The 16,141-nt window shown below is 57.3% G+C and carries 14 protein-coding genes and 1 tRNA gene; 8 read left to right on the top strand and 7 right to left on the bottom strand.

Annotated elements, in window-relative coordinates; genetic code table 11:
- Nucleotides 1–75 precede the first annotated feature (75 nt).
- Nucleotides 76–1,164 (top strand): glycosyl transferase family 90, encoded by a 1,089-nt coding sequence (locus WCY31_RS11045; protein WP_345972415.1) that lies wholly within the window; start codon nt 76–78, stop codon nt 1,162–1,164.
- Here WCY31_RS11045 and WCY31_RS11040 read toward each other — a convergent pair.
- Nucleotides 1,161–1,916, bottom strand: a complete 756-nt coding sequence (locus WCY31_RS11040) for a lipopolysaccharide kinase InaA family protein (RefSeq protein ID WP_345972414.1) — start codon at nt 1,914–1,916, stop codon at nt 1,161–1,163. The genes WCY31_RS11045 and WCY31_RS11040 overlap by 4 nt on opposite strands.
- 298 nt (nt 1,917–2,214) lie before the next feature.
- On the opposite strand from WCY31_RS11040, the gene WCY31_RS11035 reads away from it, so the two are divergent.
- Genes WCY31_RS11035 through rffA form a run of 5 tightly spaced genes read left to right on the top strand, consistent with a single transcriptional unit; the run spans nt 2,215 to nt 6,546 of the window.
- Nucleotides 2,215–2,676, top strand: a complete 462-nt coding sequence (locus tag WCY31_RS11035) for an acyltransferase (RefSeq protein ID WP_345969856.1) — start codon at nt 2,215–2,217, stop codon at nt 2,674–2,676.
- 15 nt (nt 2,677–2,691) lie between these two features.
- The gene (locus WCY31_RS11030; RefSeq protein WP_345972413.1) at nt 2,692–3,459 is read left to right on the top strand and encodes a glycosyltransferase family 2 protein; all 768 of its coding nucleotides are present in this window, start codon (nt 2,692–2,694) and stop codon (nt 3,457–3,459) included.
- Entirely contained in the window at nt 3,456–4,523 is a 1,068-nt protein-coding gene (locus WCY31_RS11025) for a TDP-N-acetylfucosamine:lipid II N-acetylfucosaminyltransferase (protein ID WP_345972412.1), read from the top strand. Before WCY31_RS11030 ends, WCY31_RS11025 begins: the two co-directional genes overlap by 4 nt.
- Nucleotides 4,520–5,419, top strand: coding sequence for a methionyl-tRNA formyltransferase (locus tag WCY31_RS11020; protein WP_345972411.1), 900 nt, complete (start codon nt 4,520–4,522; stop codon nt 5,417–5,419). The genes WCY31_RS11025 and WCY31_RS11020 overlap by 4 nt, the downstream gene beginning before the upstream one ends.
- Nucleotides 5,416–6,546 carry a dTDP-4-amino-4,6-dideoxygalactose transaminase gene (gene rffA, locus WCY31_RS11015; protein ID WP_345972409.1) on the top strand — a complete coding sequence of 377 codons (1,131 nt, stop codon included), beginning with the start codon at nt 5,416–5,418 and terminating at the stop codon, nt 6,544–6,546. The genes WCY31_RS11020 and rffA overlap by 4 nt, the downstream gene beginning before the upstream one ends.
- A 17-nt stretch (nt 6,547–6,563) precedes the next feature.
- Here rffA and WCY31_RS11010 read toward each other — a convergent pair whose 3' ends face one another.
- Nucleotides 6,564–8,387, bottom strand: a complete 1,824-nt coding sequence (locus WCY31_RS11010) for a sulfatase-like hydrolase/transferase (protein WP_345972407.1) — start codon at nt 8,385–8,387, stop codon at nt 6,564–6,566.
- A gap of 74 nt (nt 8,388–8,461) precedes the next feature.
- Here WCY31_RS11010 and WCY31_RS11005 point away from each other — a divergent pair, with 74 nt between their 5' ends.
- Entirely contained in the window at nt 8,462–10,468 is a 2,007-nt protein-coding gene (locus tag WCY31_RS11005) for an LTA synthase family protein (protein ID WP_345972405.1), read from the top strand.
- Nucleotides 10,465–12,174 carry an ABC transporter ATP-binding protein gene (locus WCY31_RS11000; RefSeq protein WP_345972404.1) on the top strand — a complete coding sequence of 570 codons (1,710 nt, stop codon included), beginning with the start codon at nt 10,465–10,467 and terminating at the stop codon, nt 12,172–12,174. The genes WCY31_RS11005 and WCY31_RS11000 overlap by 4 nt, the downstream gene beginning before the upstream one ends.
- A gap of 248 nt (nt 12,175–12,422) precedes the next feature.
- Here WCY31_RS11000 and WCY31_RS10995 read toward each other — a convergent pair.
- The 5 genes from WCY31_RS10995 to WCY31_RS10975 form a co-directional block, all read right to left on the bottom strand.
- Nucleotides 12,423–12,497: transfer RNA gene (locus tag WCY31_RS10995), tRNA-Asn, on the bottom strand.
- A gap of 42 nt (nt 12,498–12,539) precedes the next feature.
- A complete protein-coding gene (locus WCY31_RS10990; RefSeq protein WP_345972403.1) occupies nt 12,540–13,484 on the bottom strand; it encodes a radical SAM protein in 945 nt (314 codons plus the stop codon).
- Nucleotides 13,485–13,507: 23 nt separating this feature from the next.
- Nucleotides 13,508–14,557, bottom strand: coding sequence for a uroporphyrinogen decarboxylase (gene hemE / locus WCY31_RS10985; RefSeq protein ID WP_345972401.1), 1,050 nt, complete (start codon nt 14,555–14,557; stop codon nt 13,508–13,510).
- A 33-nt stretch (nt 14,558–14,590) separates the two neighbouring features.
- Complete coding sequence (locus tag WCY31_RS10980; RefSeq protein WP_345969846.1) at nt 14,591–15,109, bottom strand: YqhA family protein; 519 nt, start codon at nt 15,107–15,109, stop codon at nt 14,591–14,593.
- Entirely contained in the window at nt 15,102–16,136 is a 1,035-nt protein-coding gene (locus tag WCY31_RS10975; RefSeq protein WP_345969845.1) for an aspartate-semialdehyde dehydrogenase, read from the bottom strand. Before WCY31_RS10975 ends, WCY31_RS10980 begins: the two co-directional genes overlap by 8 nt.
- Between the last annotated feature and the right edge of the window lie 5 nt (nt 16,137–16,141).

Here is a 16,141-nt window from a genome sequence, read left to right as displayed (position 1 = left end):
TCTCGTCGGCGCTTTTCCGACGTATCCGAACAGTAACCGGTTCGTGTCGGAAGGATGCCGTATGGTACTGTAACATTGCCAAAAATCACGATGCCCCGCGCCGGGGCCGAAGGGTGCATGGCGATGTGGAACTCCCGCTATCTGCGGATCGACGTGGACAGGAACAGCAAGTTTACCTATTATCTTCAAAACGTGCTCGCTTACCCGCTGCCGGGGGTGCTTTTCCGGCCGCGCCGGGACGCGCTGCTGGAGAAAGGGAAAACGGACAGGGAGGTGCAAGAGAGACTGCACTATTACAACCGGTGCGATGCCGCGTTTCGTCTCGGCAGTGAAGCCCAGTCGCTGGACGCCTTCAGAAAGGTGAAAAAAAAGACCTACTTTTTCGACCTTTACGGCTGGTGGCGCTATTTCCGTCCCGAGTGCCGCAGCGCCTACCTCTTCGGCGACATCACCCATGTGCCGCCGCAGCCGACGCTGGTCAAGAGCCGTCCCATCGCCGGGGACAACCGCAACTCTGTCCTGATGAATCTCAATAAAGTGCGCCATTTCGTCTTTGTGAACGATGCGCTTCCCTTCGAGGCGAAAAAAAACATGGCCGTCTGGCGGGGGAAGGCGTACGGTAAACACCGTAGGGCTTTTGTCAAGCGCTTTTACAACCATCCGCGCTGCGATATCGGGCAGACGAATACGAAGTTCGAGACAGAGGTGCCGTGGCAGAAGGGACGGATGACGCTCAAAGAACAGCTACGGTACAAGTTCGTCATCTCCATCGAAGGAAACGACGTCGCGTCGAACCTCAAATGGATCATGTCCTCCAACTCCCTGGCGCTGATGGCCCGCCCGAAGTACGAGACCTGGTTTATGGAGGGGACCCTCATCCCCGATTACCACTATGTGCTGCTCAAAGACGACTACTCCGATCTGGAGGAGAAGATCGCCTACTACAGCGCCCATCCGGAGGAGGCGAAGGCGATCATTGCCAATGCCCACCGCCACGTCGCACGCTTCCGGGATGCGGAACGCGAAGCGGTCGTATCCCTGTCGGTGATGGAGAAATATTTCGAGCGTTCGGGACAGTTGGAAGCGGGCACGCCGCATCCGCGCAGAAGGTCACGGCCGGCATGGCGTCTGAAGCGGCCGCGTCTGGCCGCCCTGGGGATCTAGGAGGCTTTTTTCTTTTTGCCCCGGAGCCGCTTTTTCAGGGCGACGGCGGCCTCGGTTTTGCGGGTGCAGCTCTCAATGGCCTGCAGAGTCGCGGCTTCATCCATCCCGCTGAGCCGTGCGTACTCCCGGGCGATCAGGGCGCGTTCGGGCGCCTTGGCCCAGAGTTTACCGAAGTTCTTGATCCCCTCCGCCGGCGGGATCGGACGGAACTGCATCCGGTTGATATCGACGAGCATGAAACCGTACCCCTCCGCCGTCTTCCGTATAAGGATATTGCCCGGCGAATAGTCCTCGTGCCAAACCCCTTTTTGATGCAGCATATGGGTAAATGCGGTGAAGGCCTTCAGAATGGCCTCAACGTCGCCGACACGGTGGTGCAGCACTTCGCGGATGGTGAAGTCGTAGGGCTCGTATGTGGAGATGAAATAGCTCTGCGCGAAGAGTCCGCCCCGGAAGAACTCGATGTAGCCGATGGGCTGGGGGGTCGGCACGCCCAGTTCCAGAAGCCGGACGCCATTGTTGTAGGACTTTTTCGCCTTCGAATCGCGCAGATAGGCGTAGACGAAACGGTTGAGCAGGTGGGGGACCTTGAAGGCCTTGATGACGGTCTTGATACCGTGCATGGGGACGATCCGCAGTTCGTTGCGCGCTTTGTGGATGCTCTCATCCGAGGAGGAGAATTGCGCTTCGACCGAGAGCAGTTCTGCTTCAAACTCGGCATAGTCGGGATGGATCGTATAGCTGACAGACAACGGCAACCCTTTTGTAGGTGAGTGGAATGGTGATGTGCTTCTGACTTGCGTCACAGCGGGGCCGCGATGGAAATAACGGACGATGGGCAGCATTATAACAACCGGGGGGGAAAAGAATATTGAATCCGAATGTTTTCACAACGCACAAGGGCCTGCGCAAGGATTGTTGGGCCGGTAATCTGATAAAATTAGCTATCACTATACAAGACTGGGACACCGATTGAAATCGATTGCACGGCTCTACACATTTATTTATTCATATTATCTCAAGCTCTTCTATTCCAAGAGGGTGAAGCTTATGGGGCGCATACACGCAAACGGTTTTTTTACGATCGAAGTCGCCAGGGGGGCGACCCTGACGATTGAGGGCGACATCACCCTGAAGTCGGGCACGCTGATCGGCGTCCGCAAAAACGCTTCGCTCCGTATCGGCGAGGGGTGTTTCTTCAACCGCAACTGCACGATCGTCTGCCGCGACGCGATTTGTATCGGGGCGGACTGCCTTTTCGGGGAGAGCGTCAAGATCTACGACCACGATCACAGGCTTGCCGGCGGGAAGGTCTCGAAAAGCGACTATACGCTGGGCAGCGTTGAGATCGGAGAGGGGTGCTGGTTGGCGAACGACGTCAATGTGCTCAAAGGGAGCGTGCTTCCGGCGAACAGCGTCGTCGCGGCCAAAGGGGTCGTCAACCGTCCGCTGGAGCATGCGGGCATCTACGCGGGTATCCCCGTCGCCTATAAAAAAGCACTACCTAATTAACGAAGAACGGATTGAATGAAGCAGAAAATTACAGCAAATATCATTACACTGAATGAAGAGGAGAACATAGCGGATGCGATCCGTTCCGTTCAGGCCGTCTGCGATGAGGTCCTCGTCGTCGATTCGCAAAGCACGGACAAAACGAGGGAGATCGCCGAATCCCTCGGGGCCAAGGTCGTCGTCCAGCCCTACCTCGGGGACGGACCGCAAAAAGCATTCGGCGCACCGCTGGCGGCGAACGACTGGATCTTGAGCCTCGATGCCGATGAGCGGCTTGACGCAAATGCGGTCGAAGCGATCGCCGGCCTTGACCTGGCGAACAGCGGGTATGACGCCTACGCCTTCCGCCGGAAGAGTTTTATCGGAAGACACTTCATCAAGCTGTGGTATCCGGACCGGCTCGTGCGGCTCTACAACCGCAACAGCGCCGGGTTCACGCAGGCGATCGGCCATGCGAAAGTCGAGGCGGAGAAGGTCAAGGAACTTGACGCGGACCTGCTGCACTACTCCTATAAGAGCTACGGGCAGATGATCAACAACATCGAAAAGTTTGCCGCCCGCGGTGCGCGTATGCTGCACGCGAAGGGGAAGCGGGCCCGATGGTACGACCCGTTCCTGCACGGCGGACTGACGTTCTTCAAAAAGCTGGTCGTCAAAGGGGGGATGTTCCACGGCATGCCCGGCTGGACCGTCTCCATCATCTCCGGGTTCAACACCTATATGAAATACATGATCCTGATCGAGATGCAGGAGAATGAAGCAGAGGAAGAGACGTCGGCATGAAGTACCTGCACATCATGAAGAACGAGAAGTTCATCGCCTCTTTCATCACCTTCATCCACACCCATTTCAACCCCGATGAACATCTGTTCATCATCCTGGGGGGCGTGTCGCAGGAGAAGCACCCGGTACCGGATCATCCCAATGTGATCGTTATCAAGAGTATGAACAGCCCTTTGCGCTATTTCTCGGCCGTCAAGCAGCTGAAGCCCTATTTTGAACAGGCGGAAAAGGTGATCATCCACAGTCTGCTGATCCGCGGGATCATCGACTTTTTCTTTTACAACCTGCGGTTCTGCACCAAAGCGTATTGGGTCGTATGGGGGGGAGACCTCTATGACTACCCCGCCAAGAAAAAGAAGCTCAAGCGGCAATTTTATCTGTATAAGAAGCGTCAGGTGATCAAGCGCATTGCGGGTCTCATCACCTACATTCGCGGCGATTACGAGCTTGCGAGGCGCTGGTACGGCGCCGAGGGCAGCTATCATGAATGTCTGATGTACCAAAGCAATACCTACAAGGCGATCCCGCTTCCCGAAACGGCGAAAGAGGAGGTCTGTATCCAGGTCGGGAATTCGGCGAACCCCACGAACAACCATCTGGAGATTTTGCAGAAGCTCCGCCCCTATGCCGATGAAAAGATCAAAATCATCTGTCCGCTTTCGTACGGAAGCAAACAGCATGCAAAGAAGGTGGCGGCGACGGGAAAAGCGTGGTTCGGCGACAAGTTCCAGCCGTTGATGACGTTTCTCCCCTATGAAGAGTACCTGAACTCCCTTGCCGAGATTGACATCGCGGTGTTCAACCATAAACGGCAGCAGGCAATGGGAAACATCATCACGCTGCTTGGCCTTGGCAAGAAAGTCTATCTGCGCAGCGACATCTCCACGTGGGGGCTTTTCGAGGAGAAAGGGGTGCGGCTGTTTGACAGCTGCGGTCCGCTTTCGATTGAGCGGTTGCCCGCTGAGACAGAAGCAGCGAACTGCCAACGCATCCAAACGCTTTTCTCGGATGCCGTCTTGCAAACGCAGTGGGCAGAGATTTTTCAGGAAAGCGAACAGCGATGATCGTCTTTTACCTTATGACGGAAAAAGGGTATGTCACCCTTCAAAACTTTGTCGAAGTATACGGCACAGAGAAGATCACCTATGTCTGTTCGGCGAGGGATGCACAGATGGAGACGGATTATTTTGACAGGATCCGGCAACTCTGCGCTACACACGGCATCGCATTTTTTACACGCGGTGAAGAGCCGGCAAGAGCGGCGGAGACCTATGCGTTTACGATCGGCTGGCGCTGGCTGCTGCCTTCCTCGGCGAACCTGATCATCTTCCATGACTCTCTTCTGCCGGCATACCGGGGGTTCGCGCCGCTCGTCAACGCCCTGATCAACGGGGAAGAGCGTCTCGGCGTCACGGCCATATTCGCCGCAGACGAGTATGACAAAGGGGATATCGTCGCTCAGGAAGCGATCGATATCGTTTATCCTATGACCATCCAGCAGGCGATTGAAAAGGTTGCGCCGCTCTATTCCAAGCTGGTTAACACCATCAGTGCGGCCATTATCGGCGGCAAAGGGGTTGCGGGGACGCCGCAAAGGGAGTCGGAAGCCACCTACAGCCTCTGGCGGGATGCGGAAGATTACTGTATTGACCTGCATAAAGACGCCGAACGCATCAAACGCGAAGTGGACGCCCTCGGTTCGCCGTACGATGGTGCCAAGCTGTCGCTGAACGGTGAGATGATCACGCTGGTCAGCGTCGAAGTGTGCTCCGATGTGACGATTGAGGACCGCGACAGCCATATCGGCAAAGTGGTCTTTTACGCGGAGGGGTACCCGGTCGTTGTTTGCAAGCGGGGATTGCTCAGGATCCTCGATGCCCGAAAGAGCAAAACGGGTGAAAGCGTATTGCCCCTGAAACAGTTTCGATCCCGATTTGAAAAGGTGGACAGACCCTCATGATTTTTTTTAATGTACCGGCGTACACCGGCAAAGAAGATGCCTATATGCTCGAAGCGGTTCGGAGCGGGAAGATATCCGGTGACGGCCTGTTCACGAAGAAGTGCCACGAATGGTTCGAGCGGGAGCTCGGGTGTGCCAAAGCGCTCTTGACGACGTCATGCACCCATGCCCTGGAGATGGCGGCCATGCTGATAGAGATCCAGCCGGGCGATGAGGTGATCATGCCGAGTTACACCTTCGTGTCGACGGCCAACGCGTTTGTCCTGAGAGGGGCAAAGATCGTTTTCGTCGATGTCCGTCCCGATACGCTCAATATCGACGAGACGAAGATCGAAGCGGCGATCACCGACAAAACGAAGGCGATCGTGCCGGTCCACTATGCCGGCGTCGGCTGCGAGATGGATACGATCATGGCGATCGCTGAACGCCACGGCCTCTACGTCATCGAGGATGCCGCGCAGGGGATGCAGGCGACCTATAAGGGGCGTGCGCTGGGTACCATCGGGCACATCGGAACCTATAGTTTCCACGAGACGAAGAACTACACCGCCGGCGGCGAGGGCGGACTGCTGATCATCAACGACGAGCGTTTCGCTGAGCGGGCGGAGGTCATCCGGGAGAAGGGGACAAACCGCAGCCAGTTCTTTCGGGGGATGGTGGACAAGTACACCTGGGTCGATATCGGTTCATCGTACCTTCCGGCGGACATCAACGCGGCCTATCTCTATGCGCAGCTGGAGTCGGCCGATGCCGTCAATGCGGATCGTCTGGCAAGCTGGCGTCACTATTACGACGCGTTTGCCGCACTGGAAAAAAAGGGTATCGACCTGCCGGCGATACCGGCACACTGCGAGCACAATGCCCATATGTTCTACTTAAAGTGCACTTCGTTCGAGGAGCGTACCGCTTTCTTGGAGCACTGCAAAACGGAAGAGATACTGGCTGTATTCCACTACATCCCGCTGCATGCATCGCCGGCGGGTAAACGGTTCAGCCGTTTCCACGGCGAAGACCGCTTTACGACCGTCGAGAGCGAGCGTCTTGTCCGCCTGCCGCTCTATTACGGGATGGGCGAGGCGACGCGTCAGCGCGTCATCGACGTCGTCACATCCTTCTACGGTGACTAGACCTCCAGTCCCGCGTATTACCGGCTGAACTGCCGGTTCTCCTCCAGACTTTTGATCAGGATTTCATTCATCCTTTTTTTATCGTTCAGTTTGATCTTTTTGTAGGTCTCTGTATCCCGTATCTCGTTGTTGAAGGCTTTGGAGATGACGTCGGAGATGACGAAGGTCTCTTTTCCGCAGATAATGGCGTTTTCATTCCAGTTCCCCACGAAGGCGCATTCGCGGTTATAGTCCGGGGCGAAGAGGTCGTAGCCGTGGGCGTAGTCGCTTGTAGGGTTGTCCGCTCCCAGCATCGCCATCAGCGTCGGGGCGATATCGAGGTGCGAGGTGAGACGGGTCACCTTTTTCGGTGCCGTGCCCGGGATGCGGATATACAGCGGCGTACCGACCTGTTCGCGGTCATAGGCGGAGTTGTGCCCGTAGTGGTCGTGTTCGAAGAACTCCTGCCCGTGGTCGGAGAGGACGATGATGACGGCGTCGTCGTAGAGCCCCTTTGCTTTGAGGGCGGCAATGAAGCGCGCGAAGCGGTCGTCGACTTCGTAGGCGGCGTTTTTGTACATGTTGAAGAGCTCCGTTCTCTCCTCGGCGGTCGCCGTCAGGTACTGGCTGCTGACCTGGTCGGGGGTGTATTTCCGGAAAGCGTCGTCGTAGGCGCGGCTGTGGACCGAATCGAGCCAGACGAAGGCGAACATGGGTTTGTCCATTTCCTGTTTTCCGAGCCAGTCGTCGAAATAGGTGACGGTCGCCAGGTCGTTCTCGGTCTTGGTGCCGTTGTAGTCATCCTTGATTTCGTCCTGGACGTCGAAAAAGATCGTCTGCCGGAACTCCGGCCACGCCGTGTTGACGCTGGAGTCGATGCTGATCTGGTAGCCCAGTTTCTTGAGGGTCTCGAAGAGTACCGGCCCCTTTTTGGCATTGAGGAAGCCGAACCAGTAGCTGGAGTTGATGCCGTAGAAGATCGAGAAGAAACCGAAACGGGTATTGTTCCCGCCGCTGTAGTGGCGCTCGAAATCGACGGCCTCGCGTTTGAACGCGGCCATGTTCGGCATGTTGTCGTCGTTGACGATATCGGGGCGGAGGGCGTCGACGCCGAAGATGAAGATGTTGGGCGTTTTGGGATGGGTGACGCTGATGGGGTGCAGCGGGTAGCGGATGTTGGTGATCTTTTTGATATTGACGCTGATCCCGTCGTTTTGGGCTTTTTTCATGCCGAAAGTGCCGATGAGCAGGTCGTCCATCAGCAGCGGCTGGTAGAGGGGGACGACCTTCGTGCGTTCGAGGATGTTGCCGTCCAGGTGAAGGTTGGCGACGGCGTAGGTCAGCTTTTCGCCGACGATGACGAGGAAGAGCAGGGGCACGAGGCTGCGGTTCAGCCGGCGGTTGACCCGCAATGCCTTCTGGGCAGGAATCCGGGCGATCCGTTTCAGTCCAAGGAGCAGCAGCGCCGCCAGGACGGCAATGACGATGAAGACGATCACGACGGCCTGGCCCGTCATCTGCAGGCTGTCGTAGGCGGCCGGCGAAAAGAGGATATTGAGCACCATGCCGTTGATATGGAAGTTCCAGATGCGGTAGATGGCAAAGTCGGTCATGAGCAGGAGATCGGTGAGAAAGAACAGCAGCAGAAGCAGCACCACCGCCAGACGGGTCAGGCGGAAAAAAGCGCGCAGAAGCAGCCAGTAGATCAGGTAAAGCGTCGCCGCCGTCGAGAGCAGGGCCGCCGCGGTGAAGAGCAGGGCAGAGGGGGTGTAGTGGCTGTTGAAGAGGGCAAAAGCCAGTGAGAGCAGACCGGTCAGAAGCAGATTGGCTTTGAAAAAGAGGGCAAGATGCTGCGATGTCATGGTGTCACTTTTTTGTGAAAGTATACCAGAGGGGGCCAACACTGTATAATACGCCTTAAAAAGGGCATAGACGCGTGACATACTCGCCGGCGCAATACTATTTCGGTCTGCTGCGGCAGACGGTGAAACTCCAGCTGATTTTCCTGCTGCTGCTCTCCCTTTCCCGTCTGCTTTTCTTTTGGCAGTTTTCGCCTTCGAAGGCTTCCTTCCCCGGCCGGGAGTTGGCGGAAGCGTTCTTCCTGGGGCTGCGGATCGACCTGGTGCTTGTCTGCTACCTCATGGCACTGCCGCTGCTGGTGATCATCCTGAACCACCTGGCCCGCAATGTCGTACCGCTGCCGTGGCTGCCGCGGCTTTTTCGCGGATACTTCACCGCCGTCTACCTGATCGTAAGTGCCCTGGTCGGGATCGATTTCGGGTTCTACTCCTATTTCGGCGAACACATCACAATAATGCTCTTCGGCTTCTTCGACGACGATACCTGGGCCCTCGTGCAGATCGGGCTCAAAAACTACAATGTCACCCTGATCACAGGGCTGATCCTCATTTACACCCTTGCGCTGGTCTGGCTCGTCGGCCGATTCTTCCGTGAGCTCCGTCCTTCCGTTGCCAAGACCGGTTCGATGAAAACGGCAGCCGTCTATCTTGTGCTGCTGCTGCTGGTCGGGGTGGGTGCGCGGGGCAGCCTCGGGCTTTTTCCCCTGCTCAAGGATGTCCCGGAGGTTTCGACGGACGTTTTTGTGAACGCCATCCCGCGCAGCGGCGTTTTTGCCTTCGAAAAAGCGCTCAAACAGTATCTGAAGGATAAAAACGGCGGTTACGATCTGATCAAGCGCAGCGGTTACAAAGGCAGAGTGCCGCAAGCCTTTAGGGACTATCTCGGTCGGGACCGGATCAATACGGCCGATCTCGCGTCGAACCTCGTGCGTACGACGCAGCAAAATGAAGCGGCAGCGGCGAAACCGCCCCATGTCGTCGTTGTCATGGTGGAGAGTTTCGGGGCGCCGATCCTGCAGTACCAAAGCCCTACGTTCGACATCCTGCGCCGGCTCAAGCGGCACTTTGACGAGGATATCCTCTTTACCGATTTCATCTCCGGCGGCAACGGGACGATCGCGTCGATGGAACCGTTCTTGCTCAACGTCGTCGCCCGCCCGGGCAGTATCGCCTACGGGCAGAGCCGTTACCAGCGTACCGCTTTCCCCCAGGCGGCGGCGCGGGTCTACAAAAAGGCGGGGTACGAGACGAATTTCGTCTATGGCGGGGACCTTTCGTGGCGCAACGTCGGCAGTTTTTTCAAAGAGCAGGGGTTTGACCATGTCGAAGGAAAAAGCGATATTGAACGCCTCTATCCCGGGGCGGAGGAGCATGATTACGGCGTCTACGACCGGTATACCTACGACTTCGTGCTGCACAAGCTGGAGCAGGCGGAAAAGCCGCAGTTCGTCTACATTCTGACGACGAACAACCATCCCCCCTATGTCCTCTCCAAAAGCTACGACTCCAAGCCGCTGCAGTTCACGGAAGCACTGCAGGCGCACATTACCGGGGATATGGAGCTGGCGCACCGGCGGCTGCAGGATTACCAGTACGCCCTCGATATGGCCGGGCGTTTCATGGATGGGGTCAAAGCCTCCGATCTGGGGGAACGGACTGTCGTTGCGATCACCGCGGATAACAACACCATCGAGGGGATCATGCATTACGATAACCCCCCACAGGAAGGCAAGCAGGTACCGTTCTACCTCTACCTGCCGCCGTATTTGAAGACCGAACCGTTCGACCGCAACGTCAGCGCATCGCATAATGACCTCTTCCCGACGCTTTACGGCCGTACCCTTTCCAACACGGCCTATATAGCCGTCGGGGAGGACCTCTACGATCCTGCGGCGCTGCACTGCGGCTATAACGACGCGGGGGTCATCGTCTCGGCGGGGGGAGCGTTCAAAACCGGCCATGCCGCCAATGCGCAGCAGCGTGCCTGCGAGCAGAAGTACAACGCCGCGCTGGCGGTGACCGAGTACCTGGTGCGGCAGGCGCATGAACAGGCGAAACCCGTATGGGAAAAGGGGAGTGAATGAAACAGACTTTTAGGCGGTTCTGGCCGTACATCAAGGGGTATAAAGGCTACTACTTCATCGTCCTCATCGGGATCATCATGACGGTACTTGCCACCGTGGCGACGGCGCAGATCATGCAGCCGCTGATGGACAAGATGTTCATCGAGAAAGACCCGCAGATGCTCTACTACATCCCCTTGATGATGATCGGCATCTACGTCGTCAAATCGGTCGGGCGCTACCTGCAGGCCGTCTTTATGAACTATATCGGCCAGCATATCATTACCCGGCTGCGTTCGCAGCTGCTCGACCATATGCTGCATCTGGATATGGCCTTCCTGCACGCCAACCGAAGCGGGGAGCTGATCAGCCGCATCACCAACGATATTAACCGGGTGCAGTACTTTGTCTCCAACATGCTGCCCGAACTGGTCCGGGAGTCTCTGACGGCACTCGGCCTGATCGTCTACGTCATCTACCTCAACGCCGAACTGGCCTTCTATTCACTGGTCGTGCTGCCGCTGGCGATCTATCCGCTGATTCTCATTGCCAAGCGCCTGCGCCGCCTCTCGCACCGGTCGCAGGAGAAGAATGCCGACGTCGTCACGCGCCTGACCGAGGTCTTCAACAACGCGGAGATCATCAAGGCCAACGGCACCGAAGCCTACGAGATGGGACGCTTCGATGCGGAGAACAACAAGTTCTTCAAGCTGAATATGAAAGCGGTCTATACGAACGAGATCGTCTCGCCGATGATGGAGGTCCTGGGCGCCACAGGCCTGGCCGCCGTCATCTTTATCGCGGGGCAGCAGGTCTTTAACAACCAGATGACCGTCGGGGAGTTTACGGCGTTCCTGACGGCCGTGGGGCTCACTTTTCAGCCGCTGCGGCGCGTCAGCTCTATCTACGGGAAGATCCAGAATGCCATCGCCGCCAGCGAGCGGATCTTCAGCGTCCTCGACCGCGAAAGCATGATAGAAGAGGGGAGTGCGCTTCTGGAGGAACCGATCCGGGAGATCGGATTCAGTCATGTCGCGCTCGATTATGGAGAGACACACGCATTGCGGGATGTGTCGCTCTCCATCCACCCTTCCGAGCAGATCGCCCTCGTCGGCGACAGCGGGGGCGGGAAGAGTTCGTTGGTCAATCTCCTGCTCCGCTTTTACGATCCATCAGAGGGAGAGCTGCGCATCAACGGCAGGGACGTGCGGGAGTATGACCACCGTTCTCTGCTCAAGCAGATGGCCGTCGTCTCCCAGCGCGTCTACGTCATGCAGGACAGCCTCGCCGAAAACGTCGCCTACGGTCTGGAACTGGACGAAGCGAGGGTCATCGAGGCGCTGAAGCTGGCCGATGCCTATGATTTTGCCCAGGGATTGCCGGAGGGGATCCATACGCTGATGGAAGAGGGGGGTGCGAACCTCTCAGGCGGCCAGCGCCAGCGCATCGCCATCGCGCGGGCGATCTACAAGAACGCTTCCGTACTGATCCTCGACGAGGCGACCAGCGCACTGGACAACGAGAGCGAACTCCGCATTCAGAAGGCGCTGGCGTCCTATACGAAAGACAAGATCACCATCATGATCGCCCACCGCCTCACCACTGTCGAACACGCCGACAGGCTCTACTTCTTCAAGGCGGGTGAGATCACGGACGCGGGAAGCTTCGCAGAGCTGATGGAGCGTTCGGAGGATTTTCAGCGCATCGCCCGCAGCTACGAAGGGTAAAGGTTCTGAAGCGATAAGTCTTTTACAGGCAATTTTTTTTTAATCGAGGCAGATAGGCGAAGTGTACTGCTGTACATGAACTTGTCGACAACGATATACCGATAAAAAAGATGCTAAATGCATGTTTTTTTGGATAAGCAAATTTTCGAAGACGATTTTTTCTTTAATCGAGGCGGAGACAAGTGAAGTGTACTCATGTACATGAGCTTGTTGACAACGAAGAGTAAAGGAAAAAGCGTCGAAGAAAATGGCTCCGGATACTGGATTCGAACCAGTGACCAAGTGATTAACAGTCACCTACTCTACCGCTGAGCTAATCCGGAATCGTTAAGAGGCCGAAATTATAAGGAAAACTCCCTGAAAAGTCAAGGATTTTTGGCGCGTTTACGGTGAAGGTTTTTGGCGGGCATGTAGAAGGTGATTCCCGAGCTGTCTTCGGCGACGATACGTCCCGTTTCAACGAGGGAGTGGAACCGCTCCCGGCTCTCGTCATCAAAGAGCAGGGCGATGTCCTCCATGCTCAGCGGCCGTTTGTCGAGGGTGTTGAGGATCGCATCATCGCTGTAGCGTCCCTGGCACGATTCGGCATGGGTGCGCGAGGCGATGTGGATCGGGAGGTCGGGGTCGAATTTGGAGGCGACCTCGTGCAGCTCGCCGTAGCTAAGCCCCTGTACGGGGTACGCCGGTGGGCGGTCGATCGTCCCGATATCGACCCGTTTGCAGGGGATGTCGTGCAGGACGCTGTTGAGCGCGGCGATCTCTTCGTCCGTGTCATTGAGGCCGTGGACGAAGAGGATCTCCAGGTAGAGGTCACCTTTGTACGCTGTGGCGAATGTTTTGACGGCATCCACGAGCGCAACGATCTCGATCCCTTCGGCGGGGCGGTCTATCTTGCGGAAGACTTCCGGGGTGACCGCATCGAGGGAGAGCTTGACCTGGTCGAACTTGAGCAGGGTGGCAAAGGTCTTCGGGTCGGTGAGGGTAGCACTGTTGGTCAGAATGAGGGTCTTCGTATTACCTTTGACGGCGTCAATACGGTCTACCAGTGTAGCCAGGTCGGGGTAGAGGGTCGGTTCGCCGTTGGCGGTGACAGTGATGTCGTCGATGCCGGGATGTTCGGCCAGGGCGCTTCGCAGTTCGGCGATGATCTCGTCGACACCGCTGCGCTGAGTCTGTACGGTGACAGGCGCAGCGGGGGCAAGCTCGCAGTAGAGACAGTCGAAGTTACACTGTTTGAGACCGGGGGAGAGGTCGATACCGAGGGAGGTACCGAAACGGCGGGAGTTGACCGGGCCGAAGATCGCACTCATCCCTTGCTCCTGCTTCTTAGGCGTCAGGCTTTGGTGCTGACGCGGTGGCACTCGTTGACGAAGTGGATGGCGTTTTCGACGGGAACGTCGGGCAGGATGCCGTGGCCGAGGTTGAAGATATGGCGTTTGCCGCCCATCGTCTTCTGGATCACTTCGATGCAGGCTGTCGTGGCCTCCTTGGAGTAAAGGCGGCACGGCTCCATATTGCCCTGCAGGACGTACTTGTCGCCGAGCTTCTCCTTGGCCAGGGCCATCGGGGTACCCCAGTCGATGCCCATGACATCAAAGTTGCCGTAGACGAGGCCGCGCTCGATGAAGGCCGCGATCCCCTTGGGGAACATGATGACCGGCACGTGCGGATACTTCTCTTTGAGATACTCGGCGATCTCGACCATGTACTGCCAGGAGAACTCGTCGTATTTGCCCGGTTCGATCGCCGCGGCCCAGGAGTCGAAGATCTGCACGACGTCAACGCCGCTTTGGATCTGCTTCTCCATGTAGTACTTGACGACCTCGGTGACTTTTTTGAGGACGCTGTGCAGCAGTTCCGGGTTGGAGTACATCATCTTCTTGCAGATGTTGTAGGTCTTCGTGCCCTGGCCTTCGATCATGTAGGTCGCCAGGGTCCAGGGGGCACCGGTAAAGCCGATCAGTGCTTTCTCGTCGCTGCGCTCGTCGAGCTGCTGACGCAGCAGCTTGATCGTGTCGTAAACGTAGGTGAGCTTGTCCGCTGCTTCCTCGCCGCCGATGAGGCGGTCGACGTCCGCCTGCGTTTCGATCGGGTCGCTGAACTTCGGACCCTCACCCTTGACGAAGGAGAGGTCCATTCCCATCTCGTCGGGAATGACGAGGATGTCGCTAAAGAGGATCGCTGCGTCGACGCCGACGATATCAAGGGGCTGGAGCGTAACTTCCGCCGCTTTTTCCGGGTCGTGGCAGAGGTTGAGGAAACTGCCCGCTTTGGCACGGACTTCCATGTATTCGGGCAGGTAGCGGCCGGCCTGGCGCATCATCCAGACAGGGGTATACGGTGTCTCTTTTCCGAGGCAGGCATCGACGAAGATTTTACTCATTTATATTCCTATGGGTATTGATTTTGCCGGCGATCAGTGGGGCTGATCGCCTTTGTGCAGAAAGTAGAGGGCGAGTGCGAGCAGCAGGATCGACCCCGAAAAGTAAAGCATCTCCAGCGCCCCGTTGAACTGGGTGTGTAGCACGCGCTGGAAGAAGTTGACGACCAGGACCATGACGATGACCTTGGCGATCTTGTCTTTGAGCTGGTCAAGGGAGTGGATCTGAAGCACCGAGGAGCTTTTGCCGTCCTCGTCTTCGGCCGCATCGATCTTGGAGACGAAGAGCTCGTAAACCCCAAGGCTGAAGATCAGCAGCACAATGGCAATGAGGTAGAGGTCGATGGCCCCGATGATGCTCGCCACGACGTCTTCGTGCAGGTGTTCGGGGTGGGCGTGGTGCGCGACAACGTCCCATACCAGTACCAGGACGCCCCAGATGTCGAGGCTGGCGACGACGAAGAGGATGATGGCGCCGATCAGCGAAAAGACAACGGCGAACAGAGTGAAAAGGCGGCTGTTCCAGAGACCGGATTCAAACATCTTCTCAAACATCGGCACCCCCCATCTCTACCCATTTCTGCGCAATGCGCACGGCATTGGTCGCGGCACCGACGCGGAGGTTGTCCGCGACGACCCACATGTGGAGCATATTGTCGCGGTAGAGGTCGCTTCTGATGCGCCCGACAAAGGTTTCGTTGCGGTCGATACAGGCCGCCGGCATCGGGTAGACACCCTCCTGGGGTTCGTCCTGGATGACGATGTTCGGCGCCTTGGAGAGGACCTCGCGAGCTTCGGCGGCACTGAGGGCGCCGTCGAAGGTCATCGTGATCGCTTCGGAGTGGCCGCGAAGCACAGGGACCCGGACGCAGGTAGCGCTCAGTTCGACGGCTTTGTGCATGATCTTCTTGGTCTCGTTGACCATTTTGATCTCCTCTTTCGTATAGCCGTTGTCAGTGAAGACGTCAATCTGCGGAATAAGGTTCAGCGCGATCTGGTGGGGGAACTTGTTGTGTTCGCTTTCGTCCAGGCGGAAGGCGAAGAAGTCCTGCATCTGCTGCACAAGCTCTTCCATTGCCGCTTTGCCCGCGCCCGAGGTCGCCTGGTAGGTACTGACGTCGACGCGGAGTAGGTCGAAGGCATCGTCGAGGGGCTTGAGGGCCTGGACCATCTGGATGGTCGAACAGTTCGGATTGGCGATGATCCCTTTCTTCTTCCACTCGCGGATATCTTCGGGATTGACCTCCGGGACGACGAGAGGGACCTCTTCGTCCATCCGGTAGTGGCTGGTGTTGTCGATGACGACGGCACCGGCCGCGGCGGCGAAGGGGGCGAATTTCGCCGAAACCGAACCGCCGGCGCTGAAGAGGGCGATCTCGATCTCCTCTTCGTCAAAGACGGTCTCCGTCAGCTCCTTGATGACGAGCTCATTCCCGCGAAATTCAACGGTATTGCCGGCACTGCGGCTGCTGGCCATCGGTACGAGCTTGGCCAGGGGGAAATCGATCTCTTCAAAAATGCGCAGGATCTCTTCGCCGACGGCACCGCTGGCGCCGACGACGGCTACGTTGTATTGTTTCATTACTG

The organism is Sulfurimonas sp. HSL3-1, from assembly GCF_039645995.1.
GTDB classification, from domain to species: Bacteria; Campylobacterota; Campylobacteria; order Campylobacterales; family Sulfurimonadaceae; genus Thiomicrolovo; species Thiomicrolovo diazotrophicus.
Note: the sequence above shows the minus strand (reverse complement) of the source record. Positions and strands in the feature narration are given on the sequence as shown.